This window comes from Vibrio comitans, assembly GCA_024346835.1.
In the GTDB taxonomy this organism is placed as follows: domain Bacteria; phylum Pseudomonadota; class Gammaproteobacteria; order Enterobacterales; family Vibrionaceae; genus Vibrio; species Vibrio comitans.
In genome coordinates, this window is record AP024866.1 from 1,612,821 (window position 1) to 1,637,726 (window position 24,906).

The following is a 24,906-nucleotide window of genomic DNA, read 5'->3' on the forward strand; positions in this document are numbered from 1 at the left end:
TGGGTAAGATGCAATTTGGTGAATAATGTCACAGATTGTACAAATCTCAAACAATTGCTTCATTATTAATCATCACTCAAATCTATGATTTTTACTTGGTAATTTGCAGAAAATGCAAAATAGATACCAAGCATCAAATCAGTCTTCTAATCTAATTGAATAATGCTGAGTATTTATTACAGTAAGCCTATGCTTGGTATAAATTTAAGTTACATTCAAATGACTGATGTAAATAAAACAGTTTCAAAGTTAATCTATGGAAGATAAATTTCAGTGAATAAAGAAATATAGTGATATACACCAGCATACTGACCATTCATAAGGATATTGATAATGCTCACATGCAAAAAACTAGTTTTATTACCCGTTTTTGCTTTAACTCTCTCTGGATGTGCAAGCGAACCTACAGATCCGCAATTTGTCGCATCGAAATCACTACAGCCTTACATGCAAGATGACTATCAAACCTACCTTGCCGACACACAAGAGTGGCTACTTGAAAATCGCGTATTCTTAACCAATGACAAACAAACTGAACTCAGTGCGGTAGCGCCATTTGAACTCGTGCCACAAAACCCTAATGGACAGGGTGTTTTGTTAGTGCATGGGCTGGGCGATTCTCCATTTTCTTATGTCGATATCGCACCCGATCTAGCCGCTCAAGGTTATCTGGTTCGAGTTATTTTGTTACCCGGACACGGAACACGAGCAGCGGATTTATCCCTTCCTGAAATAGAAGATTGGCAGAATATCGTTGCTCATCATTACGAATTATTGAACGAGCAAGTTGAAGGCGTCTGGCTAGGCGGCTTTTCGACAGGTGCTAACTTAGTCACGGCATTAGCCTATCAGCATCCCGAGGTGAAAGGGTTATTATTGTTTTCTCCTGCGTTCAAACCTCGCGACTCTTTAGCGAGATTCTCTCCACTGGCTAGCTGGTTTGTTGATTGGGAAAGTCAGCTGCCTGAGGACAATTATACTCGGTATAATTCACTACATATGAAAGGAGCTGCAACCTACTACAAATCATCTGCAGTAGTACGAGACTACATAGATGATGCCGCTTATGACAAGCCTACTTTTGTTATGCTTAGTGAGGCAGACGAAACCATTGATTCGCAATACGCCGTTGAACAATTTTCCGAAAAATTCACGAGTAGCCACAGTGAACTACTTTGGTTTGGGGAAACTCAATACAAAGATGAGCGCATCACAAGCTATAGTATGAATCTTCCCAATCAGAAGATTGTAAGTGCCTCACACATATCCCTGGTGTTTTCTCCAGAGAATCCTATCTACAAGCGCGATGGTGAAGTGAGACTGTGCTTTAGAGAACAACCAGAGGGTACGCCTAAGGACTGCTCAGAGGTGCCTAGTGACCAAGTGTGGTTTTCTGCCTATGGGGATGGTGAAGAGACTCAAGTAAGGGCTCGGATAAGTTGGAACCCTTACTTTGATCAAAGCATGCAAAAGATGAATCGCTTCCTCAAAGACAACAAAAACTAATCTAATACTGTCAGTTGGTTATCCACGTATCGAGTCGCACAGGGTTTTACAATCAGTGCGGCTCTTTGCTTTAGCTCTACGTTTGGATTTGGGAACACAACACCACCCTGCTCTACTGGCATGGTCAATACTTTATCTCCATCTTTACCCAACGTTTCACCCTCAGAAAACCTTGAGAAATTGGGTAGTGCTTTGTCAAAGTAGAATTCAAAATCCAAATTCTCACGATAAATTGAACTGTCTACTTGATAGGTGATCATATCTCCACTGGTGCTCGACTCTACCGACTCTACCGACTCTACAAGCTCCCAAAATACCTTCCTGAACTGCGCTAACTTATCCATATCGTTATGACCAAACTTTGCGACCTGCCCTAGCTCCAATGTTGCTGCTTGTGCGCCAAATTTACTCGAACTGAACCAACTAAAGGTACTTGAAGGCTCTTCGGATAACAGCACAGCTTCTATGCCAGCCTGTTGCATAAAGTCGATAAACTCTTTTCGCCGAGTTGGGTAAGTCGATTGAGGGCTAATCGCAAAGGTATAGTGCTTAGAGGCGCGAATTGAGCAATGCATATCCAAATGCCAACGACTTGCCATAGGTACGTCTTGCCAAAAATGAGTGACTTGCTCTTTTAATGAAACAGCTAAAGCCAGTTCTTGAGATTCAGGGTAAGCTGCATCACCAAATAAGCGGTTTAAGTTGGTCTGCACAAATCGCTCTTCTGCAAGAATTGCATTCGGGTGCGCAATGATCAGTAGTAAATGATGCTTTGGAACAATAGACCCGTTAGCTATTTGCGAAGCTAGATCATCCACCATTTCAATGGGCGCAGTTTCATTTCCATGGACTGCACTAGAAATTACCATGTGTTTACTTGGTTTCGCCTCAGAAGGCGGTGAAATTTTAAGTACTCCCTTTTTCAACAAACTCATTTGCACTCCATTGCCGAGTGTAACGGAGCGAGACGAAACCTCAGATGCTTGTAGCGTTTCTTGTAAAAATGAAGACTCAAATAATGGTACTGGCATGGACTCTCCCTTCCTAAGCCTTATATCTAGATGTAACATGGGTATAACATCATACCGAAACTCAGTCCTAGTGACAGAAGATTAATAGGCATTCTCTATGGAAATCACAAAGCCAAATCTCATTCTTGCCGGGGGCACTGGCCTTATAGGTCAACACGCCATAGATTATCTTCTGCAGCACCCTGAATATGTCGATAACATCTACGCTGTAACCAGGCGTCCGTTAGCCCAGTCAGCAGATTCATTGGTGACTCTGCCCAATGACGAGTTCGACAGTTCGTTAACGATCAAAGCAAGTCTTGGACTTATTTGCTTGGGCACTACTAAAAAGCAGGCTGGAAGCAATGAAGCGCTCTATCGCATAGATCATGATTTAGTCATTTCTTTTGCAAAAACGATGAAAAGCCTCGGCGTAAAGCGATTAGGAGTGGTCTCTAGCTATGGCGCTAAGACCGAATCACCTTCTCACTACCTCAAATGTAAGGGGGAGATGGAACGAGACCTGCGACAATTGGGATTTGAACATTTGATCATTGCAAGGCCAGGCCCCCTGCTAGGGGAAAGAAGTTTGCCAAGATGGGACGAGGTAGTACTTCAGAAAGTCCTTAAAGTCGTTAAGCCAGTGATGGTAGGCCCAATTGAAAATCTTCGCCCAATTCTTGCACAAGATGTTGCAAGCTATCTTGTTGATGGCCTTTGCAATGAGGCTAATGACAGCGGCGAAACCATTGCTCATTATCGCGAAATGACTCGTTGAACCACTAACTTGTTGAATTAATGAGCCTTCACATTTTAACTTTGGAATATGTTATTCCTTTTTATACTTATTGTTGGGTGGAAAATTCGATAATCTATGCTCTCTTTCAAGATCTGATTATAAAAACATACGGATTTACACTTTAAAGGAATAACTATGTCAGTTGCCGTTATTGCCAACTTAGCTCTCTTTGTTGGTATCATCTATTTTCTATTTTCTAAACAAAAACAACAAAATACGCTCTCCCGTCTGGTACTTTTAGGCTTAGTTACAGGTAGTGGTTTTGGCTTAGCACTACAGCTTATCTATGGCGAGGGTAACCCTGCTATTGCTCAAACTCTTGATTGGGTTCAAATCGTTGGTAGTGGCTATGTTGGACTTCTTAAGATGATCATCATGCCGCTTGTGATGGTATCAATGGTTTCTGCTGTTGTTAAACTGGACAACTCAGGCTCTCTTGGAAAAATCAGCGGACTGACCATTGGCGTATTGCTATTTACTACCGCTATTTCAGCATTAATTGGTATTGCGGTTACTCAGGTGTTTGGTCTCACCGCTGAAGGACTGGCTGAAGGCGCTAGAGAAACAGCACGTATCGCTGTACTAGAGAGCCGTATTGATCGCGTTGCAGATCTGTCTATTCCGCAAATGTTAGTTAGCTTCATTCCTACAAACCCATTTAGCGACATGACTGGCGCTCGCTCGACTTCAATCATTGCTGTTGTGATTTTCAGCGTACTTATGGGCATTGCAGCTCGTAAGGTAATGATTGAAAAAGAAGAGCTAGAGCAACCGATCCGCACGTTTGTTGAAGTGGCTCAGTCTGTGGTTATGCGCCTAGTTAAAATGATTATGGCCTTAACGCCTTACGGTATTGCAGCACTAATGGCGAAAGTTGTGGCAACGTCTAGTGCATCTGACATCCTCAACCTGCTTGGCTTTATCGTTGCATCTTACGTAGCCATCGCCCTAATGTTTGTTGTGCACGGTTTGCTAGTGTCGCTTGTTGGCGTTAGCCCGAAAGAGTACTTCAAGAAGATTTGGCCAGTACTGACCTTTGCCTTTACCTCTCGCAGTTCAGCGGCAACAATCCCGCTAAACGTAGAAGCGCAAATCACTAAATTGAACGTTCCACCAGCAATCGCAAACCTATCAGCATCATTTGGCGCAACCATTGGTCAAAATGGCTGTGCAGGCATCTACCCTGCGATGCTAGCAATTATGGTTGCTCCAGCTGTTGGTATTGACCCAATGAACTTTAGCTTCATCTTATCGTTAGTGGCTATCATCACCGTCAGCTCATTTGGCATTGCCGGTGTTGGCGGCGGTGCAACCTTTGCAGCTCTAATTGTATTGCCTGCAATGGGGTTACCTGTATGGATTGCCGCGCTACTTATTTCTATCGAACCTTTGATTGATATGGCGCGCACTGCACTTAATGTTTCTGGGGCTATGACTGCGGGCACGATTACTTCACGTATCCTAGGTAAAGAAAAGAAAGAACAGCTAGAAGAAGCCAACGCTTAAACTTTTAACTGATACTAAGAAACGACAAACCGAGGCTTTTGCCTCGGTTTTTTTGTATCTCTAGCAGGAATTCGCACAATCACACAATGTCGCCTAGTTTTTAAACACTGACACGCTAAAGAAAAGGCACATGTCTATGAAGCTCGAATCCAATAAAGAAAACGCCATCGCATTCTACAAAATGGCCTATCTCGGCAACCCTAAACAAGCAGTCGAGTTGTATGTGGGTGATGACTATATACAGCACAACCCATTGGTTGGAGATGGCAAGCAATCGTTTATCGATTACTTTACAGAAATGCAGCAACACTACCCTGACAAAGAAATTGAATTTGTACGTGCAATTGCAGAAGGCGACTTAGTTGCCTTGCATACGCATCAAACATGGCCTGATGATGACCAATACGTCACCATGGATTTTTTCCGCTTTGACAGCAATGGAAAGATTGTTGAACACTGGGACTCCATACAGCAAATCCCTAAAGAAAGCCTCAACAACAATACTATGTATTGATTCAGCAACACCAAGCTCCTAGGGGCTTTTTTGATCAACCTCTAGGAACCTCCATTACATTGATGGAAATTTGTACTCTCTGGTAATTTCCCTCCTAAGATAATTATAAGATTCTGAATTGAATCATATTTCTCATTGCCATTGATGCTTTGTTCTCAACAAGTAGCCACAGGATTTATTCCCTACGTTAATCTTTGACTAACAACAATGCTCAAGGGGTTTGCTATCCGCATTCGGCAATGGTCTAATAACTGACAACATACTGATATTTGGACATTTTTTATGCACACGGACCAACCCACATTCTTTTTCTTTGATTACGAGACTTGGGGAGTCAGTCCGGCAAAAGATAGACCGTGTCAGTTTGCTGGTGTGCGCACCGATGCCGATCTCAATGTCATTGGTGAGCCGCTCGTCATCTATTGCAGACCGCCTGCAGATTATCTGCCCAATCCCGAAGCCGCACTTGTGACTGGCATTACGCCACAAAAAGCCATGAAAGAAGGCCTATCAGAGCCAGAATTCATCACTGCCATTCACAACGAAATGAGTCGTCCAAATACCTGCACCCTTGGGTACAACAGCGTACGCTTCGACGATGAGGTTACTCGATATACCTGCTATCGTAATTTCATAGAACCTTATGAGTGGAGTTACAAAAACGGAAATTCTAGATGGGATCTATTAGATGTTATGCGCGCCTGTCATGCTCTGCGACCAGAAGGGATAAACTGGCCAGAAAACGACGAAGGAAATACCAGTTTTCGATTAGAGCATTTATCGGTAGCAAACGGTATTGAGCACAGCAACGCCCACGATGCGATGGCCGATGTGTATGCCACTATTGAGATGGCCAAAAAGGTGAAACAGAGCCAACCTAAGCTATTTGATTTCTTCTATAAACACAGAGGAAAACAAAAGCTCAACGCTCTTGTCGATATTGTCAATATGACGCCGCTGGTTCACGTATCTGGAATGCTTAGCACTGAGCATCAAAAAACCGCGTTGATTGCGCCTATAGGTTGGACGCCAATTAAAGCTCTAATCACTATCGATCTTACTCAAGACATTACGCCGTTAATTGAACTTTCTGCGGACGAAATCAAACAAAGGCTCTATACCAAGCGCAGCGACCTTGAAGAGGGTCAATTGCCTATTCCAGTAAAACTTGTCCATCTGAATAAGTGCCCTATTCTTGCTCCCCTTGGTGTATTAACGACTGAGGCTATTGAACGCACACAAATCGATAAAGAACAATGCTTGCAAAGGCAACAACTCCTTCAGCAACATCCACAAATTCGAGAAAAACTTGATGCCGTATTTGCAGAGAATAGAGCGTTTCCAGCCAGCCCTAACATAGAAGAGCAGCTCTACAATGGCTTCTTCTCACCGGCAGATAAAGCGCAGATGCGTATTATCCGTGAAGCTAAACCTGAGGTTTTAGGATCACTAGATATCCAAGTCACTGATCCTCGCATTGCGCCTTTGCTGTTTAACTATCGAGCGCGAAACTTTTTTCACACTCTCACCGATCAAGAACAGAAACGATGGCTACTGCACTGTCGTGATAAGTTTGAACAAGAATTACCAAATTACCTATTAAACCTAGAAAATCTTGGTGCGCAGCATCAAGGAGATGAGCATAAGATGAAGATCCTCAAAGCCATCTATCACTACGTTGAACAATTGGTTTCTTAGTCAATGATCAGCAAGGCATTCTTCTATCTACTCAGTGCAGGCTTGATCGTCCTTTCCCTTGTTATCGGTGATTGGATACAGGATTTTTTCACGCTTTCTGTACCAGGGAGCGTGCTAGGCCTGTTGATTCTGTTTCTAGGGTTAGTGAGTGGTGTTATAAAACCTCACTGGGTACAGCCTAGCGCTTCGCTATTGATCAAATACATGATCTTGCTGTTTATTCCCATCAGTGCTGGCCTTATGAATCACTACCACATGCTACTCGATAATGCCCTTGCTATCGTGGTGAGTACAGTATTGGGAAGCCTATTTATATTGATTTTCCTCTCTTTAGCGCTCGATAAGCTGTTAGCGGAGGACAAATAATATGTGGTTACTGCTCAGTATCGTCGTCTACTTCATTGCTAGATTTATCGCTAAGAAAGCACACCACCCTTTGGCTAATCCATTACTCATCAGCTTAGCCATCATTATTCCGTTTTTGCTGCTCTTTAAAGTGCCGTATCAAACCTATTACGAAGGCAATGAGCTCATTCAACACCTATTGCAGCCCGCGGTAGTGGCGCTAGCCTACCCTCTGTATGAACAGTTGAACGAGATACGGGCAAAATGGAAGTTAATCCTCACCACATGCGTCATCGGTAGCCTGGGCGCAATGCTATCCTCAGGTCTATTAGCTGTATTACTTGGCGCTGATTCACAATTACTCGCCAGTATTATGGGTAAGTCCGTGACCACTGCGATAGCAATGCAGGTATCCTCTGAGCTTGGCGGTGAGCCCGCTGTAGCCGCCATTTTAGTATTGCTAGCTGGGTTAACAGGCTCACTACTGGCCTACCCTGTCTATCAGCTACTGAAGATAAAGCACCCTATCGCAAAGGGACTGACTATGGGCACGGTTAGCCACGCTCTTGGCACCGCGACGGCGTTTGAACACAGTCAAAAGGATGCCGCATTTAGCTCACTTGCATTGGTTTTATGTGGAGTTATTACCTCGCTTTTAGCTCCCTTTGTGATGACTCTGATGCTTGGCCTGAGTTCTTGAAGACTTTTCTATTACTGATACGACTCCAAAACGAGCAAACAAACAGCATTCAGTGTGAACGAAACCGTTTACCTCACCGATTAGTCTCCCTATTCACAGCCAGTTGCACTATGCTGTTTGCAATGATTTTTCTAACAGGAACCTGCAATGAGCCAGCGTTTTATTGACCTCTACAAAGATCTTCCAACCGAGTATGTAGAAGGTTTCAAATCTATCTTTGATTCTCCTTCGTTTGCTGGTGAGTTAAGCAATGATCAGTTTCAAACGCTTAAGCAGATCACCCAGCTCAATGAACAAGAGTTAAAGCTAGCTTTACTTCCATTTGCTGCTGCTTACTCTGTCGCTCCTATCTCAAAATTCTATGTTGGAGCCATTGTTAAAGGGACTTCTGGAAAGCTCTATTTTGGAGCAAATCTTGAATTTGCAGGTGCGCAGCTCGGACAAACTGTACATGCTGAACAATCTGCTATCAGCCATGCATGGATGAAGGGCGAAGAAGGTATCTCTGATATCACTATCAACTTCAGTCCTTGTGGTCACTGTCGCCAATTCATGAATGAACTCTCAACCGCTGAGCACCTTTCTGTACAACTGCCCCAGCGGGACGAAATGACGCTACAGCAGTACTTACCAGAATCCTTTGGACCAAAGGACCTAGGTATTGAGTCAGGATTAATGTCTCCAGTTGACCATGGATATAGCTTTGCTGAAAACGATCCACTGCTTGAAAAAGCTATCTATGCACTAAATCGCAGCCACGCACCTTACACAAAGGATCACAGTGGCGTGTCTATAAAAACGAAAGAGGGTGCCCTGTATTGCGGAAGCTACGCAGAGAACGCAGCATTCAACCCAAGCTTGCCACCATTACAGGTCGCGCTAGTACAACTGCAAATGGCTGGCATATCCTTCTCGGAAATTGCAGAAGTGGGTTTAGCTGAAATGAATGAAGGCTCCATCTCTCACCTAGCGGATACCCAAAGCACCATAGAAGCGATCAATCCAGATATCCCTGTCGCTTACGTTGCGATTGGCGAATAATCTCTACAAAGCATCTTCTTATATGAACACCACAACTTAGTCTGTGGTGTTCTCACAAAAAATTCATCAATTTCGCCATGCAAACGATTGCGCTACGCGAAAATTTGAGTATTATCTGCTGAAAAAAATCATCTTCTTAAAGGAAATACTATGTTGGGTACGGCTACGGCATCAAGTGCAACTAAGGTTTTATTACTAGGTTCTGGCGAACTGGGTAAAGAAGTGGCCATAGAATGTCAACGTTTGGGTATCGAGGTTATTGCCTGTGATCGTTATGAAAACGCACCAGCGATGCAAGTAGCTCATCGAAGCTATGTACTGGATATGCTTGACGGTGAAGCGCTAGCAAGCATTGTTGATAAAGAAAAACCAACCTACATCGTTCCTGAAATCGAAGCAATTGCTACTGATACCTTGGTAGAGCTTGAGAAAAAAGGCACCACTGTAGTGCCTAATGCACGCGCTACCCAATTGACGATGAACCGTGAAGGTATCCGCCGTCTAGCAGCAGAAGAGCTAAACCTAAACACATCAAACTATCGCTTTGCAGACAGCTTTGAAGACTTCAGCGCAGCCGTTTCTGAAGTAGGCATGCCATGTGTGGTTAAGCCTGTAATGAGTTCATCTGGTAAAGGACAGAGCGTTATCCGCTCACAAGAAGATGTTCAAAAAGCATGGGACTACTCTCAAGAAGGTGGTCGCAGCGGTGAAGGTCGTGTAATCGTTGAAGGCTTCATCGATTTTGATTACGAAATCACGCTGCTAACTGTGCGTGCTGTCGACGGCGTTCACTTCTGTGCGCCTATCGGTCACCGTCAAGAAGATGGCGATTACCGTGAGTCTTGGCAGCCACAGCAAATGTCTGATGTTGCCCTTAAAGCGGCGGAATACGTTGCTGAAGAAATTGTGAATGCACTTGGCGGTTACGGTCTGTTCGGTGTTGAGTTGTTCATTAAAGGCGACAAGGTTATCTTTAACGAGGTATCCCCTCGCCCGCATGATACGGGCATGGTTACCATGATCTCTCAAGATATGTCAGAATTTGCACTGCACGTTCGCGCATTCACCGGAAACCCTATCAACAAGATCCGTCAAACCGGTCCTGCTGCTTCTGCTGTCATCTTGGGTCAAGGTACGTCAAACAACCTATCGTACACAGGCATTGAAGATGCAGTTGGCAACCCTGATACCCAGATCAGACTGTTTGGTAAGCCTGACATTGATGGCCGTCGTCGCTTAGGTGTGATTTTGACGCGTGCTAAAGATACAACACGCGCAGTTGATGCTGCTGTTGATGCCGCTAAAAAGGTTAAGATTCATTACTAATTGAATTCCTCATAATACAAACCTAGAAAAACTTAATTTCTAGATGTGCAAAAATCAAAAAAGAGGTCATATGACCTCTTTTTTTCGTTTTGCTCAAATGGCTTATTACTTAACGTCGTCTTTCTTAAGCTCTTCCACTCGTGCTTTAAGTTTTTGCCCAGGTCTAAACGTGACCACGCGACGTGCTGAAATAGGTATATCTTCACCTGTTTTCGGATTACGACCAGGTCGTTCCTTCTTGTCTCTTAGATCAAAGTTACCGAAACCAGACAGTTTTACCTGTTCGCCACTTTCAAGTGATTTACGAATTTCTTCGAAAAACACTTCCACGGTTTCCTTGGCATCCCGTTTACTGTATCCAAGATTTTCAAACAGGTTTTCAGCCAAATCGGCCTTGGTGAGCGCCATAAAACTTTCCTCAAAGCTAGATGAACCAATTGCTACGCTAGAGTTTGCCACTCCTAGGCTTCACTTAAATGGAAACCAACGATAGCTCCTAAAATTTGTCTCTACAATCAACTACATATTGATGACTCGATCGAAAGTGTATGACAAGGTTTTCACTTTCGCCAACTTTTTTCTAAATAATATTTATAAGAATTAGACACTTAGATAATTCAAGTCTTTTTACGTTAAATTTTGTCAACAAAGATGACTATTTGATGAGGAAAGATTACAAAAAAGTGAGATTTATAGAGCAAATTCAGTCACTTGTTCTACTATGCTAATAATAATAGTTGAGCAAGGTGAACAGGCTCACACGGAACATTTTAAAATTTAAGTACACTTGTCTAAATTACAATCGCTTGAAAAGGAATTTCATGCCTACCTTTTTTTCTATGCCAGCAACAAGATGTAAGCTGTCTATTTCTATTGCTCTCGCACTTTCTAGCATAGGTTGTGCTACGCAAGAAGACGCTGTTCAAGACACAGCCTTGGCCAATCCCAACATCGCCAGAATCTATTTCAACTCCACTGATGCCGAGCCGGATTACATGCTGCATGTATGGAACGACCAAACCTGTGACGGATATATGGGCGACAATACGGATTGGGAAGCAGGCTTAGAGCCTAGTGGGCAGCATCCTGATTATGGGGTGTACTGGGATCTTCAGATTGATCCTAACGCCGAATGTGTCAACTTTACTCCTCATCGCTTTAACCCCGATTATCAAACCTCGGCTTTAAAACTGAAGTTTTCTGATAGTGCTAACGAAGGCGCTAAGGTAGGTTATGTGTTTAAAGATACTAATCGTGTTTTTTATATCCCTTCAACCACACCTCCAGAATCAGCAATTGGTTTAAAGGGAGCTAGCTCTCACTGGGTATCGCCTTCAGTCATACTAGTACCTAAGAACACTACCGAAGCCGAATTGGTCATGTCTACAACCGGTGGCATGAGTATTAATGAGAGAGACAACCTTATAGAGGGTGCTGCAACAAAATTAGCACTCGCTCCTTCGGCCAACTCATCTTGGAAACAAGACTATCCTCATCTGTCAGATACGTTTATTGCTTTTGAAGTAAAAGATGGCGATAGCAATACCATTGCAAACATGATTCGCGGTCAAATTTGGTTAGTTTCTTATAGCGAGGAAGAAAGTGCGCGAGTACTGAGTTCAGTAACTCGGGTGCAAACGGCTGAGTTGCTAGACAGTTTATATGCCGAAGAGGCAATCAAGCTACAATATGGCGCTGTGATAGATCATGAATCCGACACTACCACATTTAGGCTTTGGGCTCCTACCGCGCAACAGGTGAAATTAATACCCTTTGATGAGGAATTAAGAGCGAAGACGCCAATTTTAATGAGACGGGATAATGCCTCTGGTAGTTGGCTTGCTGAATATACAGAATTAGTTCATGGTGATTACTATCGATATGAAGTCACTTTGTATCACCCGGTCACCGGTCGAGTAGAAACGCTACAAGTGACTGACCCCTACTCTCTTAGCTTATCGACGAATTCTCAGCATAGCCAAGTCGTGGATCTCGATAACCCTGATTTAAAACCCGCAGGCTGGGATGATGTCTCTTCCCCCGTATCCCAACAAAACCCTGCAACGTTTATGATCTATGAAACTCATGTTCGTGACTTTTCAGCACTGGATGAGTCCACAACCGACCATTATCGTGGCAAATACTTAGCCTTTACAGAAGCAGATTCATTACCTGTAACGCACCTTAAATCGCTGTCACGACGCGGAGCGACTCACTTGCACCTAATGCCTGTATTTGACTTTGCAACCGTCAATGAAGAGCTTACAGAGCGTGCTGACATCAGCGATTCGTATAGAACACTGTGCCAAATGAATCCTAACCTAATACGCCACCCTAAGTTTGGCGTGTATTGTGATAGTGGATTATCCGGCGAGCAGGTATTAGAGCAATTCTCTCGTAAAGACTCACTTGAAGCGCCTGATGTTCAAGAGCTGAGTCGTGCCATTAGTCAAAACGACAGTTATAACTGGGGGTATGATCCATACCACTACTCAACACCTGAGGGCTCCTACGCCACTGAAGCCAATGGCATGCAGCGTATCATTGAATTTCGTAAAATGATCGCGGCAATTAAGTCAGACATTAAGATGAATGTGGTTATGGATGTCGTCTACAACCATACCAACGAATCAGGTATTGCAGACAAATCCGTTTTGGACAAAATCGTTCCAAACTACTACCACCGTTTAGACCCAGTGAGCGGAGAAGTCGAAGAAAGCACGTGTTGCTCTAATACCGCTCCTGAGCGTCAAATGATGGAAAAACTCATCACAGATTCTGTTGTTGTTTGGGCCAAAGACTATAAGGTTGATGCGTTCCGTTGGGATTTAATGGGACACCATCCTAAATCGCAAATATTGGCAACCTTAGACGCCGCTAAAACAGTCAATCCAGAGGTCTATTTCTATGGAGAAGGATGGGACTTTGGTGAGGTGAAAAGCGACAGTCAGTTCCAACAAGCCTCTCAGCTCAATTTATATGGCACTGGCATAGGCACCTTCTCCGATCGCATGCGGAACGCAGTCCGTGGCGGCTCGCCATTTGATAAAGGTGAACAAATAAGAGCCTCACAAGGCTTTGGCAATGGCGCTTTTGTCTACCCTAACGAACTTAATAAGGTGGATGAGGCCCAAGCGAAGCATCTGGCTGACATTGTGCGCCTTGGTATGGCAGGAAACTTAAGAGACTTTTCTTTTACCGATAGCCAAGATCGCCTGATTAAAGGCTCACAGTTAGAGTACAACGATGAGCCTGCAGGATACGCAAAAGATGCTTGGGAAATCATCAACTACGTAGAGAAACACGACAATCAAACCCTGTGGGACAATCATCAATATAAAGCCCCGTACGATGCCGACGTAACAACGCGTATTCGAATGCACGCTACCAGTTTAGCTACCGTTATGTATGGTCAGAATGTGGTTTTCCATCACATGGGCAGTGAGTTGCTTCGCTCTAAATCAATGGAAAGAAATTCCTATGATTCCGGTGATTGGTACAATCGAGTCGACTTTAGCAAGCAGTCCAATAACTGGAACATCGGCTTACCCAATGCCGATGAAGACGAGCAAAATTGGCCAGTGATTGAAGAGATCTATAAGAACACACAAGGAAATGTAGAGGTTTCGCCAAGTGATATCGCCACTATGGAACGCTTTTTCAAGGAGATGATGGAGATCAGAAACAGCAGTCCACTCTTTACGTTAGGCGATGGTAGAGACATCCAACAGCGCGTTAAATTCCATAACACGGGCTCGTCTCAGATCCCAGGTTTGATAGTGATGAGCATTGATGATCGCGCCCCATTTAAAGACATCGATCCGCAACGCAAGCGCATTGTTGTCGTGATTAACGCTCGCAATGATATTCAAACCATCGACCAACTCAACATGAGTCAATTTAAACCTCACCGCTTTCATTCCCAACTTGGTCCATTCTCTTTGGCCAACGGCACTGAGATGAACGATGAGGTTGCCATTATTCCCCCATGGAGCGCTGTTGTATTTGAAGAAAGATAGCTAAAGCCAAGCTGGAAGCTTCAGATTTGAGGCTTTCAGCTACTTAGTTTCGATGGATTTAATCCTTCATAACCGTGTTGGTAATCGCCAAAAAGCACCTTAAATTACCCCTATCAACACAACAATACGGACATTAATCGGCCGTATCGACAAGGAATAAATCATGAAAAAAACGCTTATTGCAGTGAGCCTACTGACTCTTCTTTCTACTAGTGCTATGGCGAAAAACATCAGCCAAGAACAGCAAAAAATTGATGCTGATATGGCTTCTCTAGAAACTTCGGTTCCAGTATTAGTACAAATTGAAAAAGACATCGATACTAATGCTCAGCAAGTTGAGTACAAAGGTTTCGTTATCTCTGAATACAAAGACATCTACGTGACACATCACGATGCGAAGAAGATGGGTCTAGAAAAGGTGCATACCTTCCACGTATACAACCAACATAACATCGATAAGTTAAGCGCTGATATCGCTAAGCACATCGAAAAAGATCAGCCTGACTTCTTCTCTGTCGATCTTTATAAAGATTACTACGGTGACTCAGGCGTGTTCCGCTACGTTGCTCGGGTGATTGAATACCGTTAATCCCTAATATTGGGGGCAGGTTGTTAATGTTAGAAAGTGCGTCTTTCTCAAAAACGTGAGCCAAACGGCTCACGTTTTTAATTTTAAAACACCAACACCGACTGTTTAAATGCTGGACAATTTTAGGCTCATTGTTCTGTTTAAGATAGGAGCACATACAAACTACAGAACTAGAACTTGGCAATGCAAAACTGCTTTCTCAGTTTCATCTATCAATTCCCTATTCTTATCCACCTATCCAATATGTCGATGGTAGCTAACTGTTTGTTTTTCAATGCCGGTGATTAAATGCCCTCACACCAGGCACAGCAACGAAATTCAACATCGGTTAAAAATTCTAAGGAGTTACCATGAAGAAGTTATTAACACTATTAGCACTAGTAAGTGTTTCATCTGGCGCATTGGCGTCAGGAGGTTTTGGGTTGGACTCTAGCCTAATTGATGATACGCAAAAGCAAACCATCTCAGCAAAGTCTAAAGAGCAACGCGAGAAACGTACAGCTTGGAATCAACTTCGTGAAGAGTGTAAAGATCATCCATCTTGCATCTACCGTGAACTCAAACAGCGCTATCACTAATGCACCTTATAGCATCCATTTACCTTGGTAAGTGGATGCTATGCGATGCAACAACTAGCAAGTAAGCAGAGAGTCACTCACTGCCTATAGGCTGCTCAAGTATGATAAGGAACTCGATAAAGCGAGTTTACTGGTTTATCAACAAAATAAGACCACACATGCTTATAGACCGCATGTTGATTGGGAAAAGGTGCCAACTCTAGCGCCTCACTTAAACTGCACCATTTAAATTCTGTATGTTCGTCGTTCAACTCTACTTGCTGATGTGGAGGGCACAGCACCACAAACACAGGGATAAGCTCAATTACATTTACACTGGGCTCAAAAAACTGCTCTAGGAATTGAGCGTTATACAGCTCATCTGCCTGGATTTGAGTTTCCTCTTTGAACTCACGAAGGATAGCTTCAACTGCCGTTTCATCGCCCTCAATGGAACCTGCCACATGACACCAGAACTCTCCCTTTACTCTTTTCATGAGTAAAAGTCTCATCTCGCCATCAATCTCAGATAGCGCCACACCGGAAACGATGGAGGTATTCAGTGGAATCATATTCATCCTTATAAACTCAAAAAGACTCTACTTCCTCTGCAGTCAGGTATCGCCACTGACCGACGTCTATATCCAATACGACATCACCGATTTTTTCCCGATGCAATGACACCACTCGATTGCCAATCGCTGCAAACATACGCTTCACCTGATGAAACTTGCCTTCTGTGATTGTTAGTAGCACCTCTTTAGGGTCCAGCACTTCCAACACCGCCGGCAAGGTCAATTTATCTTCACCTTGCAAACTAATACCATTACTAAATTTAGTCGCAGCATCATCAGCAATAGGACGATGTAGCCCAACTCGGTAAACCTTTTCACACTTTTTACTAGGCGTTGTGATGTTAAATGACCAACGCCCATCATCGGTTATCAGCACCATACCGGTTGTATCAACATCTAACCGTCCCGCAATATGAAGCTCTGAAACCCGATCAATAGTGATTTGATTAAATAGTGACGGATAGGCTTCATCCCTATTGGAACAAATGGTACCGGCAGCCTTATGCATGAGAATATATCGAAATGCGCGAGTCGTTAAAGTGTCGCCTGCAAGAGTTATTTTATTGTTCTCATGAACTTGCGAAGCTTCATTAGTCACCGCCTCGCCGTTAACACTGATCATTCCCTGATGAATGCGCTGAGTCGCTTCTTCTTTGCTGAGTTCGGTGCTTTTACACACAAATCTATCAAGACGCACTGTAGACAACCTTAAAACGCTCTAGAACTAACAGCATCTCCTTAGTAGGCTCTATCCTCAATTCTTGACACTCTAAGCTAAAGAACTTCCAGTGAGCTTCACGCCACCACTCTAAAGATTTATCACCTTCCCCTTCTTCGGCCGCGAACTCAGCAGTGACGTCGCAATATCTGCAGGTATTTACAGAAGTTATTTCTATAATGCAGATGGGAGCACCTTTCCAATCAGTAACAACCTGCAAATGGCCAACCGCTGGCATAGCCTCCCCTTCATGACTGTACCAATACTCCATACTGCATGAAGCGCGTTTTTCTCCGCGTAGAATCAACTGTGCACACAGATTAGCGTTGTGTTCATCGGCGCAAAAGTAATCGCTACTAAAGGAAGTGTATTTCTCTGCCTGTTCCCTAGGTAAGGATCCTAGATACTCTTCTAAATAAGATTGGCTCTTTTCATCCATGTTATGTAACTCTCATATACAAACCATTCGCTATGCTTCATTCACAGTGCTTCATTCACAGTGCTTAGATGCTTATTGTCCCTGATAGGTAATCTACCGCGTTACCTGAAAGGATAACTCTATCATCCACTACCTCGCACTGAACGATTCCCGTTCTTTTAGAAAGCTGTTTAGCCACTAACTGAGTTCGGCCAAGTTTTTTCGCCCAATAAGGAGCCAGTTCACAATGGGCAGAGCCGGTAACTGGGTCTTCATTGACGTTATACTTAGGGAAGAAAGCGCGGCTCACAAAATCAACATCATCTCCAGGTGCAGATACCACAACACCGCGCAAACCTAGATTTGAGAGCTTTGCAAAATCAGGTGATAGAGACACAACTTGGGATTCGCTCTCTAAAATGACCACGTAATCAAAATCTGACAATATTTCGCTAGGGGTAATACCCAAGGCTGAAATCAAGTCACTCGGCGCATCAATAGATTGAATGTTACTAGCAGGAAAGCTCATGCTATACCCTGAACCTGACTTCCCAACCAGCAGGGCACCACTTATTGTGTGGAATGCGATGACGTCATCTGGATAGCCAAGGTGTGTGAACAACACATGAGCAGCAGCTAAGGTCGCATGCCCACAAAGGTCTACCTCTCCACCGGGTGTGAACCAGCGCAGTGAATATCCATCACCTTCCTCAATAAAGAATGCCGTTTCAGAGAGATTGTTCTCTTGGGCAATATTTTGCAGTAGTTCATCTGAAGGCCACTCATCAAGTGGACATACTGCTGCTGGATTGCCTTCAAATACCCGCTCAGCAAAGGCATCCACCTGATAAATCTTAATATCCATACTCTGTTGCGCTCCCTTGCAGTTAAAAAGTATTACAGTTACTGATTGAGTTTTATGTTTTAGGGACGAATGCACTCAACAATATTCGCATCAACATTAAAGTCGTTACCACCCATTTTCCCTACCGTATCAACAAGTTGTTGATTAATCACGCCATCAACATACAAATCATCTCGAACGTAAACAGACTTAACATCCAACAGAACAATCGTTCCACCAGCAGGAAGGTCGCCTAAAGATATGACTTCCCTTAGATGACACTCGTAGCGTATTGGCGAGTCTTTGACTGACAAGGCATTAACCTTTTTACTGGCAGTATGCTCTATTCCTGCGTGCTTAAATTCACTCACATCAGAATCTAAAGGTGCACTGGTGCTGTTCATCTTTTCTAGCAAGCTTGAACCCACAATATTGACGACGCATTCGCCCGTTTCTTTTAAGTTCTGAAGGGTATCTTTTTCTATGCCACTTCTTTGAGTCACTTGGGTATAGATAAGTACAGGAGGATTACAACTCGCGACGGTAAAAAACGAATACGGCGCAAGATTATCGACGCCTGCTTTTGATCGTGTGCTGATCCAAGCTATCGGTCTTGGGGTTACGCCACCATTAAGAAGGCGATAATTGTCTTGGCTTTCTAAGTCAGAGGTATCAAAGTCCATTGTTCATCCTTTAACTGGCACTTATCGATGTGAACCGTAATCCTAGCAAGTTCTAAAGAATTAAAAGGATATAAATCATTACACTGTGATTTTGCGACGCATGACATGCTGCGGTCCTGCTTGACCACCAAGATAGAGCTCACCCGTATCTTCAAAGCCACCCTTTCGATAACACGCAATCGCCGCAGGATTTTTGCAATTCACCGTTAAATACACAAAATCGTAGGTATGATAATGTTTAGCAAGATAACAAAGTAACGCCTCTACGGTTTTAGTGCCTAATCCCTTGCCTTGTTGTCTTTGGTCTACAGCAAAAGTTCGCAAACCAACGCTGCTTTTAGAGCAGAAGCGATAAGTAGACGCATAATCGATATCAAGCTTAAAAAAGCCAACCACTAAATTATATTGCTTAATCACATATCGGTGTGTGGTGTCACTTGAATCAAGCAAGAAGTCATCGGCCGTGGAAGCAAATCTAACACTTTCATCAGAGAGTTGTATCTTTTTGACAAAAGGGACATGCGCGGAGTTTAAGCGCTCAATGTGAATCATATTTTATACATACCGTAATTTGTAATACGTTAATGGGCAGGAGCGTGTTAATTATATTACTTAGTTAGCCTTATTGGCTGAGGTACGGTAACGTAACGCCTTGCTAAGCAGTGAGTGAACGTGTGTCATGTTTGAGCGAGTCGAGTTCGGCACGCGTTTATGAATCAGACTTAAGCAATTTGTTAGGCATTTACTTCTCTTCACTTTCCGCTTTTTGCTCTGCTTGCTCAATCAGATCCTTCATGTTTTCGGATACGATCCAAACCACACTAAAAAATAGAAAACCGGTAATAACACTTGTAAAAAGACAAATGATCGCTAGCCACACGTTATTGAACGGAGATAAGCATAATTGGAGCATAGAGTTAATCAGAGCAACCAAAATCGTCCATTTAAGCAAAAAAGAAAGGCGCTTAAGCCCACCGTAATATTCGACTCGAGAGCCAGCTTCCCTTCTTTGCTTTACCTTATCTCTATAACTTGGTGAATCATAAATTTTATCTTTGACTGTTTGAATCACAAATGACTTCATTGTAAAAAGAAAGCTGGCCAAAGTTAGACTAGATGTAAAAATACCAACACTCCATTTGGAATGATATTCTAGGATAGCCAATGCAATTTCACACGAGATCATAGACACATCTCAATTTGCAATGGAGGCAAACTGTCACCCTTGAAATCATCATTTGATTTCAAGGATCTACTTTTCGTTACAGTCAAATCAGGTTCAGGAGATAAGTCTGCAACCGACTGATATTTGTCCCAACTTTCAACTGATTTGAGATGACCAAATGTTTCGCTTTTACCTTTTAAGACATTTGATAAGTTAGCCAGAGCCGTACACTCTAGGTAGCTATCCCATACATCGTCGGGCAACTCATCTATATAATCGTCGTAATCAAAAAAACCGTATTCTTCAATATTTTCGCCAATCCAATATTGTGCTCGTTGCCCACTCAAGCTAGAACCAATTAACCTTAAAGCGTACTTTTTATTTTTTTGTGAAAAAGCATCGTGGATAAAATTTGAAAGGTGACCTTTCAAATTTTCTATTGATTTAAATTGATCTAGAAAACTAATAGTTTGAGTGGTTTTCTTAGTCACTGCGCCTAAGTGTCTAAATACAGGTTCTTCTGGAATTCCAAGCTCAGTAATAACCTCCACTTCAGATAGCGATTTTAGGTTATCCAAAATTTGGCTAAGATCTTTTTCTTGATATATATATTTAAAACTAAATGAACCACTAAACTCTGATTGAGCCCTATGTTTTATTCTCTTTATGTCTCCTCGAGATCTACTGCGGGAATACTCATTGACTCGTTGATCTACCAACCTGTCTTTAACATTTTTATGCGCTTGGCCAAATATTGACGTATAAACGGAAACAGAAGCAGCTCCAGCATAGTGTGTAAATACGCCACATTTTGTTGAAGGGTTAAAACAGAATAAGCTGGCTTCAGTACTAGTTTGATTCTCTTTTAGTTCAATTCTATTAACCTTAAGCTTACCACTACCATCTTGCTCTGTAGCCAACTTCTTACGATCATCTTTGAACGTTAATATGAGCCCAACAGCTAATCCATCAACAATCCGCGTATAAACCCTTGTTGAATAAGCTCCTACAATTATATCTTGATTTCGACTTATTGACTCCAACTCTTGATAGAAGTCGTTCATTTCGACTCCCTCTGAGAACTGCATTTCGAATCCAGAAACTTTGACTTTCGTTCCCGCCATATACTTCCCTTAATTAGTTGCCGATGATGTAACCCAGATGCCTAACATTCTGAATAACAAGCCTGCTCGTTTTTCTTATTGCCTAAGTTTCATTCAGGCTACCATAAGCCAATGAAATATAATGCATATTTATCACAATTCGCATTTTGTTTTTACATAAAAACGAGCGTGCGTGTTATCTCTTTTTAACAATGCTCGTTATCTTAGATAATAATGCGGTAACCCTATGATTAACAGAGAGTTATGCGACTACTTGCCGATAAAACGAGACTGAACGCTCGACAAGACAAGCCATTTACATACTTTGCAGTCAGATAAACCTAATAAACTATATAAATAGTCAGGTTAGAAGGCTGACATAGCTATTCCTACACATTAGAAAAATTCACTTTGACTGGTAGTCGTAAAATTTTTAGAGCAAATGAGCTAAACGGCTTTGGGCAGGGATGAGTTTGCCAATATAGCCCCTATACAACCCCAATCAGAAAAGAAAGCTTGGGTCTTATAGAGGCCGTGTTTTCTTTAAGTTCATCCACACAATCTTAGATATTAACCATTACAACAAGTGTTCTACCTTTAGGGATTAAAATCATAAAACATCCCTATTTTATTGAAGTGAATTAAAGGCTAGCTAGTCGTCAGCACCGCATTTTTTACACGGCTCGTACGTTCTATCACCTTCACTAATAACAGCGAACTCACTCACGCATTTCTCGCACAATGCCATCTTTGGGTAAGCGACTTTCTGTTTTTTAGAAGAAGTGTCACCTTCAACGATGTAGTATTTTCTCATGTTCTATCTTATTAAATTTTTGATAACTAACAGAATTATAACGAAATACTAAAAGGGTTTGGGAAAGATTTTCAATGAACAGTGGAGCGAACCTAAATTAAGCGCTTGTGATTTGCACGTTCTCCTAATGACTATTGATGATAGACTCACTCAATAGTCATGACTCAGCGGAAACACAATGAAAGACTGTAACCAATGTGGGAAATGCTGCATCAAATATGGAAATGGCGATTTGGCTGCTACACAAGAAGAAATAGATCTGTGGGAGTTATTTAATCCAGATATCTTTGAATATGTGAAAGATGGAAAGATCTGGTTTGACCCCGAAACAAGAGAGCAATTAGATCGCTGCCCTTTTTTAGAATTAGCACCAAAAATCAAAGCTGAAGAGAAAGACAAATATACCTGTAGTATTTACCAAGACCGGCCTGAAGATTGTCGCCTCTACCCTAGCCTTATCGATGAGATGGTTAGAGATGAATGTGAAATGATTGAAATTGTCGATCTAGAGAACCCAAACAAAGCTCAGAAGCAACTAGACAAACTAATGAGCTCAAGCCGACCATAGAGCTATGCCTGAGGTTAATTCTTGCGCTTGTATATGGCGTCCAGTTAAGTTGCAGACCGACACAAGCCTGAACCTAAAGCATTGCGCTGATTACACCCAGCTATTTGTTCTTGAACGCAAATCAAAAAATTAGAGAACCGTAACACCTTCAATTTCAATTACTGAATTGGCATTAGCTCTTTCGATTATTTTCAGTAAAGTCGTTTGGATTTGCTCATTGTCCCTAATTTCAGTTTCACAACAGAAACGCTCCTCTTGAACACTATCCCCTTCGCCCAAAATAAATTGAACGGCTACTTCAGTTGCACAATCTTTAGTAACTCCGTAGTACGCTAATGTGATTTTTGGATAACCATTGAAGCCTTTTTTAACCTGCTTTGCGATACGTTTTTTAGCTTTATCCAAATTCATACAACTTCCTTTTTAAGCCTGATATTCAAGAGAAATATAACGCCACCATAACACGTACTGACGACCAACTTTCCATAAAAACCTCAATCGCCAAATGTTATCAGTATCGTAATGATGATTTTGTTACATACGTTGTTAAAGTTGCCCTAGAGGCTTGCCTCAAAGCTGATCTAGAAGCATCAGTTAACCAACGATTTATAATTTTCCATTGGTTGAACTGAAAAACCGGTGTTTAGACGATTTCCTTCACGCGCCCCACATCGCCACTTTCAAGGCGAACCTTAATACCATGGGGGTGATTCGGTGACTTAGTCAGAATATCTTTAACTACGCCTGAAGTGAGGGTTCCAGTGCGCTGATCTTTCTTAAGGACAATTTTCACTTCTAGGCCAGTGTGAATGTCCGATCTTTGAGTTCCGATCATGTACTCGTCCTTATCGCTACAGTATGAATCATAAAAAAGTGCCAGCTGGATAGCTTGAAAAGCACCTAGCTGACACTCATAAGTTTTGATTAAGAGTTTCTTAACCAGATGTCGTCAGAGCCTCCATCCGGCTTCTTTTTCTTGCGCTTCTTCTTGCCAGTACCTGCAGGAGCAGCCTTTGGCTTGTTGGCTTCAATCATTTCTTGAGTAATGGTTTCGTCCACCTCAAAGCCTGCAACTTGTTCACGCTCCAGGCGAATCTTGTTCTTCTTCTCGATAACCTTAAAGTGATGCAGGTCCTCATAATCGATAAGTGACAAAGCCAAGCCTACTTCACCTGCACGACCACTTCGTCCAATGCGGTGCATGTAATCTGATGGACTTCTTGGAAGGTCGAAGTTGATTACTACCGGCAATTTTTCAATATCTAAACCGCGGGCTGCGATATCAGTTGCGATAAGTACTTCAATCTCACCTGATTTAAACGCATCAAGGATACGCGTACGATAGCCTTGGCCTTTATCACCATGGAATACGTCGGCTTCAATACCGCGTTTGTACAGTTTGTCTGCTAAGTGCTCACAGCTGTTTTTAGCGTTTACAAATACTAGCGCTTGTCGCCATTGATGCTTCTTGATCAGGTGCGCCAGTACCGCTGTTTTTTCGCCTTTATTGACGTTGAATACGCGCTGAACCACGGTACTCTCATCATCGCTCTGCAGCTGAACTTCAACAGGATCATTTAACAGTTCTTGGGTTAGCGCCTGTACTTGTTCTGGGAAGGTCGCTGAGAACAAAAGCGTTTGCTTTTGCTTAGGCAGTTTCGCCAGAAGATCGGATAGTTCTTCAGTAAAGCCAAGGCTCAACATGCGGTCAGCTTCATCAAGAACCAAAGTCTTCACTCTATCAAGCTTGATCGCATTACTAGAGATAAGATCAAGTAGACGACCTGGCGTTGCTACCAAGATATCTGTTCCGCCACGCAACGTTTGCATTTGTGCATTGGTCGATACACCACCGAACACTGCTACGGTTTTGATCTCACCGTTAAAATGAACTGAGTAGGACTTGATGTTATCGGCAACCTGTTTTGCTAACTCTCGCGTTGGCACTAAGATCAAGCCAGAAACATAGTTACCCTTGCTAGCGCTAGATTTAACTAATGCATGCTTAGTGAACAGTTCCTGTAGCATTGGCAATGCAAATGCGGCTGTTTTACCTGAGCCAGTATTCGCACCAGCAATGACGTCACGACCCGCTAGTACGCTAGGAATGATTTGCGCTTGAATAGGTGTAGGTTGTTGATACTCCAGTTCTTCTAGGCGTGCTAAAAGAGGCTTAATTAAGGCAAGATCAGCAAAGCTGTTAGAGGTTGTGGCATTGGTCATAGATAATTTGGCTCAGACTTAAATTGTGAGGCGCATTCTAGCGTATTTCAGCTCATTGAAGTAGCACTAACGACTTTCTACCCGTTCTCAGTGCAAATACACCCAATTTCGCAGAAGATAGCTAAAAAAATAGGGAGCCATCAGGCTCCCTACTTCATCTAGTGTTACTCAGTACTAGTGATAAA

Annotated in this window: 27 protein-coding genes; 13 read left to right on the forward strand and 14 right to left on the reverse strand. The window is 42.7% G+C overall.

Features of this window, described 5'->3' with window-relative positions; genetic code table 11:
* Window positions 1-333: 333 nt before the first annotated feature.
* A complete protein-coding gene (locus tag OCU46_RS07320) occupies window positions 334-1,506 on the forward strand; it encodes an alpha/beta hydrolase (RefSeq protein WP_141271404.1) in 1,173 nt (390 codons plus the stop codon).
* Here the strand turns inward: OCU46_RS07320 and OCU46_RS07325 are convergent.
* Entirely contained in the window at window positions 1,503-2,537 is a 1,035-nt protein-coding gene (locus OCU46_RS07325; protein ID WP_141271405.1) for a succinylglutamate desuccinylase, read from the reverse strand. The genes OCU46_RS07320 and OCU46_RS07325 overlap by 4 nt on opposite strands.
* Before the next feature lie 97 nt (window positions 2,538-2,634).
* Here OCU46_RS07325 and OCU46_RS07330 point away from each other — a divergent pair, with 97 nt between their 5' ends.
* The 8 genes from OCU46_RS07330 to purT all read left to right on the forward strand — a co-directional run bounded on the left by OCU46_RS07330 (window position 2,635) and on the right by purT (window position 10,445).
* Complete coding sequence (locus tag OCU46_RS07330) at window positions 2,635-3,294, forward strand: NAD(P)H-binding protein (RefSeq protein ID WP_141271406.1); 660 nt, start codon at window positions 2,635-2,637, stop codon at window positions 3,292-3,294.
* Window positions 3,295-3,450: 156 nt separating this feature from the next.
* Complete coding sequence (locus OCU46_RS07335) at window positions 3,451-4,821, forward strand: L-cystine transporter (RefSeq protein ID WP_141271407.1); 1,371 nt, start codon at window positions 3,451-3,453, stop codon at window positions 4,819-4,821.
* A 136-nt stretch (window positions 4,822-4,957) separates the two neighbouring features.
* Window positions 4,958-5,335 (forward strand): nuclear transport factor 2 family protein, encoded by a 378-nt coding sequence (locus OCU46_RS07340; protein ID WP_141271482.1) that lies wholly within the window; start codon window positions 4,958-4,960, stop codon window positions 5,333-5,335.
* A gap of 282 nt (window positions 5,336-5,617) precedes the next feature.
* The gene (gene sbcB, locus OCU46_RS07345) at window positions 5,618-7,033 is read left to right on the forward strand and encodes an exodeoxyribonuclease I (protein WP_141271408.1); all 1,416 of its coding nucleotides are present in this window, start codon (window positions 5,618-5,620) and stop codon (window positions 7,031-7,033) included.
* A 3-nt stretch (window positions 7,034-7,036) separates the two neighbouring features.
* Window positions 7,037-7,399 carry a CidA/LrgA family protein gene (locus OCU46_RS07350; protein ID WP_141271409.1) on the forward strand — a complete coding sequence of 121 codons (363 nt, stop codon included), beginning with the start codon at window positions 7,037-7,039 and terminating at the stop codon, window positions 7,397-7,399.
* A 1-nt stretch (window position 7,400) separates the two neighbouring features.
* On the forward strand, window positions 7,401-8,078 hold the full coding sequence (locus tag OCU46_RS07355; RefSeq protein ID WP_141271410.1) for a CidB/LrgB family autolysis modulator: 678 nt from the start codon (window positions 7,401-7,403) through the stop codon (window positions 8,076-8,078).
* A 147-nt stretch (window positions 8,079-8,225) separates the two neighbouring features.
* Window positions 8,226-9,119 (forward strand): cytidine deaminase, encoded by an 894-nt coding sequence (cdd, locus tag OCU46_RS07360; RefSeq protein ID WP_141271411.1) that lies wholly within the window; start codon window positions 8,226-8,228, stop codon window positions 9,117-9,119.
* Window positions 9,120-9,269: 150 nt separating this feature from the next.
* Entirely contained in the window at window positions 9,270-10,445 is a 1,176-nt protein-coding gene (purT, locus tag OCU46_RS07365; protein WP_141271412.1) for a formate-dependent phosphoribosylglycinamide formyltransferase, read from the forward strand.
* 105 nt (window positions 10,446-10,550) lie between these two features.
* On the opposite strand, the gene ihfA is transcribed toward purT, so the two are convergent.
* The gene (ihfA, locus tag OCU46_RS07370) at window positions 10,551-10,853 is read right to left on the reverse strand and encodes an integration host factor subunit alpha (RefSeq protein WP_017027221.1); all 303 of its coding nucleotides are present in this window, start codon (window positions 10,851-10,853) and stop codon (window positions 10,551-10,553) included.
* 413 nt (window positions 10,854-11,266) lie between these two features.
* On the opposite strand from ihfA, the gene pulA reads away from it, so the two are divergent.
* The 3 genes from pulA (at window position 11,267) to OCU46_RS07385 (ending at window position 15,631) form a co-directional block, all read left to right on the forward strand.
* Window positions 11,267-14,464, forward strand: coding sequence for a pullulanase-type alpha-1,6-glucosidase (pulA, locus tag OCU46_RS07375; RefSeq protein ID WP_141271413.1), 3,198 nt, complete (start codon window positions 11,267-11,269; stop codon window positions 14,462-14,464).
* Window positions 14,465-14,627: 163 nt separating this feature from the next.
* On the forward strand, window positions 14,628-15,053 hold the full coding sequence (locus OCU46_RS07380; RefSeq protein WP_141271414.1) for a hypothetical protein: 426 nt from the start codon (window positions 14,628-14,630) through the stop codon (window positions 15,051-15,053).
* 350 nt (window positions 15,054-15,403) lie between these two features.
* The gene (locus OCU46_RS07385) at window positions 15,404-15,631 is read left to right on the forward strand and encodes a hypothetical protein (protein ID WP_141271415.1); all 228 of its coding nucleotides are present in this window, start codon (window positions 15,404-15,406) and stop codon (window positions 15,629-15,631) included.
* A 95-nt stretch (window positions 15,632-15,726) separates the two neighbouring features.
* Here the strand turns inward: OCU46_RS07385 and OCU46_RS07390 are convergent, their stop codons facing one another.
* The 9 genes from OCU46_RS07390 to OCU46_RS07430 form a co-directional block, all read right to left on the reverse strand.
* Window positions 15,727-16,182 (reverse strand): NUDIX hydrolase, encoded by a 456-nt coding sequence (locus tag OCU46_RS07390; RefSeq protein ID WP_141271416.1) that lies wholly within the window; start codon window positions 16,180-16,182, stop codon window positions 15,727-15,729.
* 16 nt (window positions 16,183-16,198) lie between these two features.
* Window positions 16,199-16,882 (reverse strand): pseudouridine synthase, encoded by a 684-nt coding sequence (locus OCU46_RS07395; protein WP_141271417.1) that lies wholly within the window; start codon window positions 16,880-16,882, stop codon window positions 16,199-16,201.
* Complete coding sequence (locus tag OCU46_RS07400; RefSeq protein WP_141271418.1) at window positions 16,872-17,342, reverse strand: ASCH domain-containing protein; 471 nt, start codon at window positions 17,340-17,342, stop codon at window positions 16,872-16,874. The genes OCU46_RS07395 and OCU46_RS07400 overlap by 11 nt, the downstream gene beginning before the upstream one ends.
* Before the next feature lie 64 nt (window positions 17,343-17,406).
* Window positions 17,407-18,186 carry a PhzF family phenazine biosynthesis protein gene (locus OCU46_RS07405; protein ID WP_141271419.1) on the reverse strand — a complete coding sequence of 260 codons (780 nt, stop codon included), beginning with the start codon at window positions 18,184-18,186 and terminating at the stop codon, window positions 17,407-17,409.
* Window positions 18,187-18,245: 59 nt separating this feature from the next.
* A complete protein-coding gene (locus OCU46_RS07410) occupies window positions 18,246-18,848 on the reverse strand; it encodes a flavin reductase family protein (RefSeq protein ID WP_141271420.1) in 603 nt (200 codons plus the stop codon).
* A gap of 78 nt (window positions 18,849-18,926) precedes the next feature.
* Complete coding sequence (locus OCU46_RS07415) at window positions 18,927-19,400, reverse strand: GNAT family N-acetyltransferase (protein WP_141271421.1); 474 nt, start codon at window positions 19,398-19,400, stop codon at window positions 18,927-18,929.
* Between the two features lie 190 nt (window positions 19,401-19,590).
* Window positions 19,591-19,920 carry a hypothetical protein gene (locus tag OCU46_RS07420; protein ID WP_167495381.1) on the reverse strand — a complete coding sequence of 110 codons (330 nt, stop codon included), beginning with the start codon at window positions 19,918-19,920 and terminating at the stop codon, window positions 19,591-19,593.
* 110 nt (window positions 19,921-20,030) lie between these two features.
* A complete protein-coding gene (locus tag OCU46_RS07425) occupies window positions 20,031-21,137 on the reverse strand; it encodes a hypothetical protein (RefSeq protein WP_141271423.1) in 1,107 nt (368 codons plus the stop codon).
* Window positions 21,138-21,768: 631 nt separating this feature from the next.
* Complete coding sequence (locus OCU46_RS07430; protein ID WP_167495382.1) at window positions 21,769-21,930, reverse strand: hypothetical protein; 162 nt, start codon at window positions 21,928-21,930, stop codon at window positions 21,769-21,771.
* Between the two features lie 178 nt (window positions 21,931-22,108).
* Between OCU46_RS07430 and OCU46_RS07435 the strand changes: the two genes are divergently transcribed.
* Window positions 22,109-22,498, forward strand: coding sequence for a YkgJ family cysteine cluster protein (locus OCU46_RS07435; RefSeq protein ID WP_141271424.1), 390 nt, complete (start codon window positions 22,109-22,111; stop codon window positions 22,496-22,498).
* Window positions 22,499-22,627: 129 nt separating this feature from the next.
* Here the strand turns inward: OCU46_RS07435 and OCU46_RS07440 are convergent, their stop codons facing one another.
* From OCU46_RS07440 to OCU46_RS07450, 3 genes are all read right to left on the reverse strand, one after another.
* Window positions 22,628-22,909, reverse strand: a complete 282-nt coding sequence (locus OCU46_RS07440; protein WP_141271425.1) for a hypothetical protein — start codon at window positions 22,907-22,909, stop codon at window positions 22,628-22,630.
* A 232-nt stretch (window positions 22,910-23,141) separates the two neighbouring features.
* A complete protein-coding gene (locus OCU46_RS07445; protein WP_141271426.1) occupies window positions 23,142-23,333 on the reverse strand; it encodes a YwbE family protein in 192 nt (63 codons plus the stop codon).
* Window positions 23,334-23,422: 89 nt separating this feature from the next.
* On the reverse strand, window positions 23,423-24,721 hold the full coding sequence (locus OCU46_RS07450; protein WP_141271427.1) for a DEAD/DEAH box helicase: 1,299 nt from the start codon (window positions 24,719-24,721) through the stop codon (window positions 23,423-23,425).
* Window positions 24,722-24,906 lie beyond the last annotated feature (185 nt).

Bases quoted from the DNA above. Each gene is read 5' to 3' on its own strand.
- OCU46_RS07320 (WP_141271404.1), top strand. From the start codon at position 334: ATGCTCACATGCAAAAAACTAGTTTTATTACCCGTTTTTGCTTTAACT.
- OCU46_RS07325 (WP_141271405.1), bottom strand. From the start codon at position 2,537: ATGCCAGTACCATTATTTGAGTCTTCATTTTTACAAGAAACGCTACAA.
- OCU46_RS07330 (WP_141271406.1), top strand. From the start codon at position 2,635: ATGGAAATCACAAAGCCAAATCTCATTCTTGCCGGGGGCACTGGCCTT.
- OCU46_RS07335 (WP_141271407.1), top strand. From the start codon at position 3,451: ATGTCAGTTGCCGTTATTGCCAACTTAGCTCTCTTTGTTGGTATCATC.
- OCU46_RS07340 (WP_141271482.1), top strand. From the start codon at position 4,958: ATGAAGCTCGAATCCAATAAAGAAAACGCCATCGCATTCTACAAAATG.
- sbcB (WP_141271408.1), top strand. From the start codon at position 5,618: ATGCACACGGACCAACCCACATTCTTTTTCTTTGATTACGAGACTTGG.
- OCU46_RS07350 (WP_141271409.1), top strand. From the start codon at position 7,037: ATGATCAGCAAGGCATTCTTCTATCTACTCAGTGCAGGCTTGATCGTC.
- OCU46_RS07355 (WP_141271410.1), top strand. From the start codon at position 7,401: ATGTGGTTACTGCTCAGTATCGTCGTCTACTTCATTGCTAGATTTATC.
- cdd (WP_141271411.1), top strand. From the start codon at position 8,226: ATGAGCCAGCGTTTTATTGACCTCTACAAAGATCTTCCAACCGAGTAT.
- purT (WP_141271412.1), top strand. From the start codon at position 9,270: ATGTTGGGTACGGCTACGGCATCAAGTGCAACTAAGGTTTTATTACTA.
- ihfA (WP_017027221.1), bottom strand. From the start codon at position 10,853: ATGGCGCTCACCAAGGCCGATTTGGCTGAAAACCTGTTTGAAAATCTT.
- pulA (WP_141271413.1), top strand. From the start codon at position 11,267: ATGCCTACCTTTTTTTCTATGCCAGCAACAAGATGTAAGCTGTCTATT.
- OCU46_RS07380 (WP_141271414.1), top strand. From the start codon at position 14,628: ATGAAAAAAACGCTTATTGCAGTGAGCCTACTGACTCTTCTTTCTACT.
- OCU46_RS07385 (WP_141271415.1), top strand. From the start codon at position 15,404: ATGAAGAAGTTATTAACACTATTAGCACTAGTAAGTGTTTCATCTGGC.
- OCU46_RS07390 (WP_141271416.1), bottom strand. From the start codon at position 16,182: ATGATTCCACTGAATACCTCCATCGTTTCCGGTGTGGCGCTATCTGAG.
- OCU46_RS07400 (WP_141271418.1), bottom strand. From the start codon at position 17,342: ATGGATGAAAAGAGCCAATCTTATTTAGAAGAGTATCTAGGATCCTTA.
- OCU46_RS07405 (WP_141271419.1), bottom strand. From the start codon at position 18,186: ATGGATATTAAGATTTATCAGGTGGATGCCTTTGCTGAGCGGGTATTT.
- OCU46_RS07410 (WP_141271420.1), bottom strand. From the start codon at position 18,848: ATGGACTTTGATACCTCTGACTTAGAAAGCCAAGACAATTATCGCCTT.
- OCU46_RS07415 (WP_141271421.1), bottom strand. From the start codon at position 19,400: ATGATTCACATTGAGCGCTTAAACTCCGCGCATGTCCCTTTTGTCAAA.
- OCU46_RS07425 (WP_141271423.1), bottom strand. From the start codon at position 21,137: ATGGCGGGAACGAAAGTCAAAGTTTCTGGATTCGAAATGCAGTTCTCA.
- OCU46_RS07430 (WP_167495382.1), bottom strand. From the start codon at position 21,930: ATGAGAAAATACTACATCGTTGAAGGTGACACTTCTTCTAAAAAACAG.
- OCU46_RS07435 (WP_141271424.1), top strand. From the start codon at position 22,109: ATGAAAGACTGTAACCAATGTGGGAAATGCTGCATCAAATATGGAAAT.
- OCU46_RS07440 (WP_141271425.1), bottom strand. From the start codon at position 22,909: ATGAATTTGGATAAAGCTAAAAAACGTATCGCAAAGCAGGTTAAAAAA.
- OCU46_RS07445 (WP_141271426.1), bottom strand. From the start codon at position 23,333: ATGATCGGAACTCAAAGATCGGACATTCACACTGGCCTAGAAGTGAAA.
- OCU46_RS07450 (WP_141271427.1), bottom strand. From the start codon at position 24,721: ATGACCAATGCCACAACCTCTAACAGCTTTGCTGATCTTGCCTTAATT.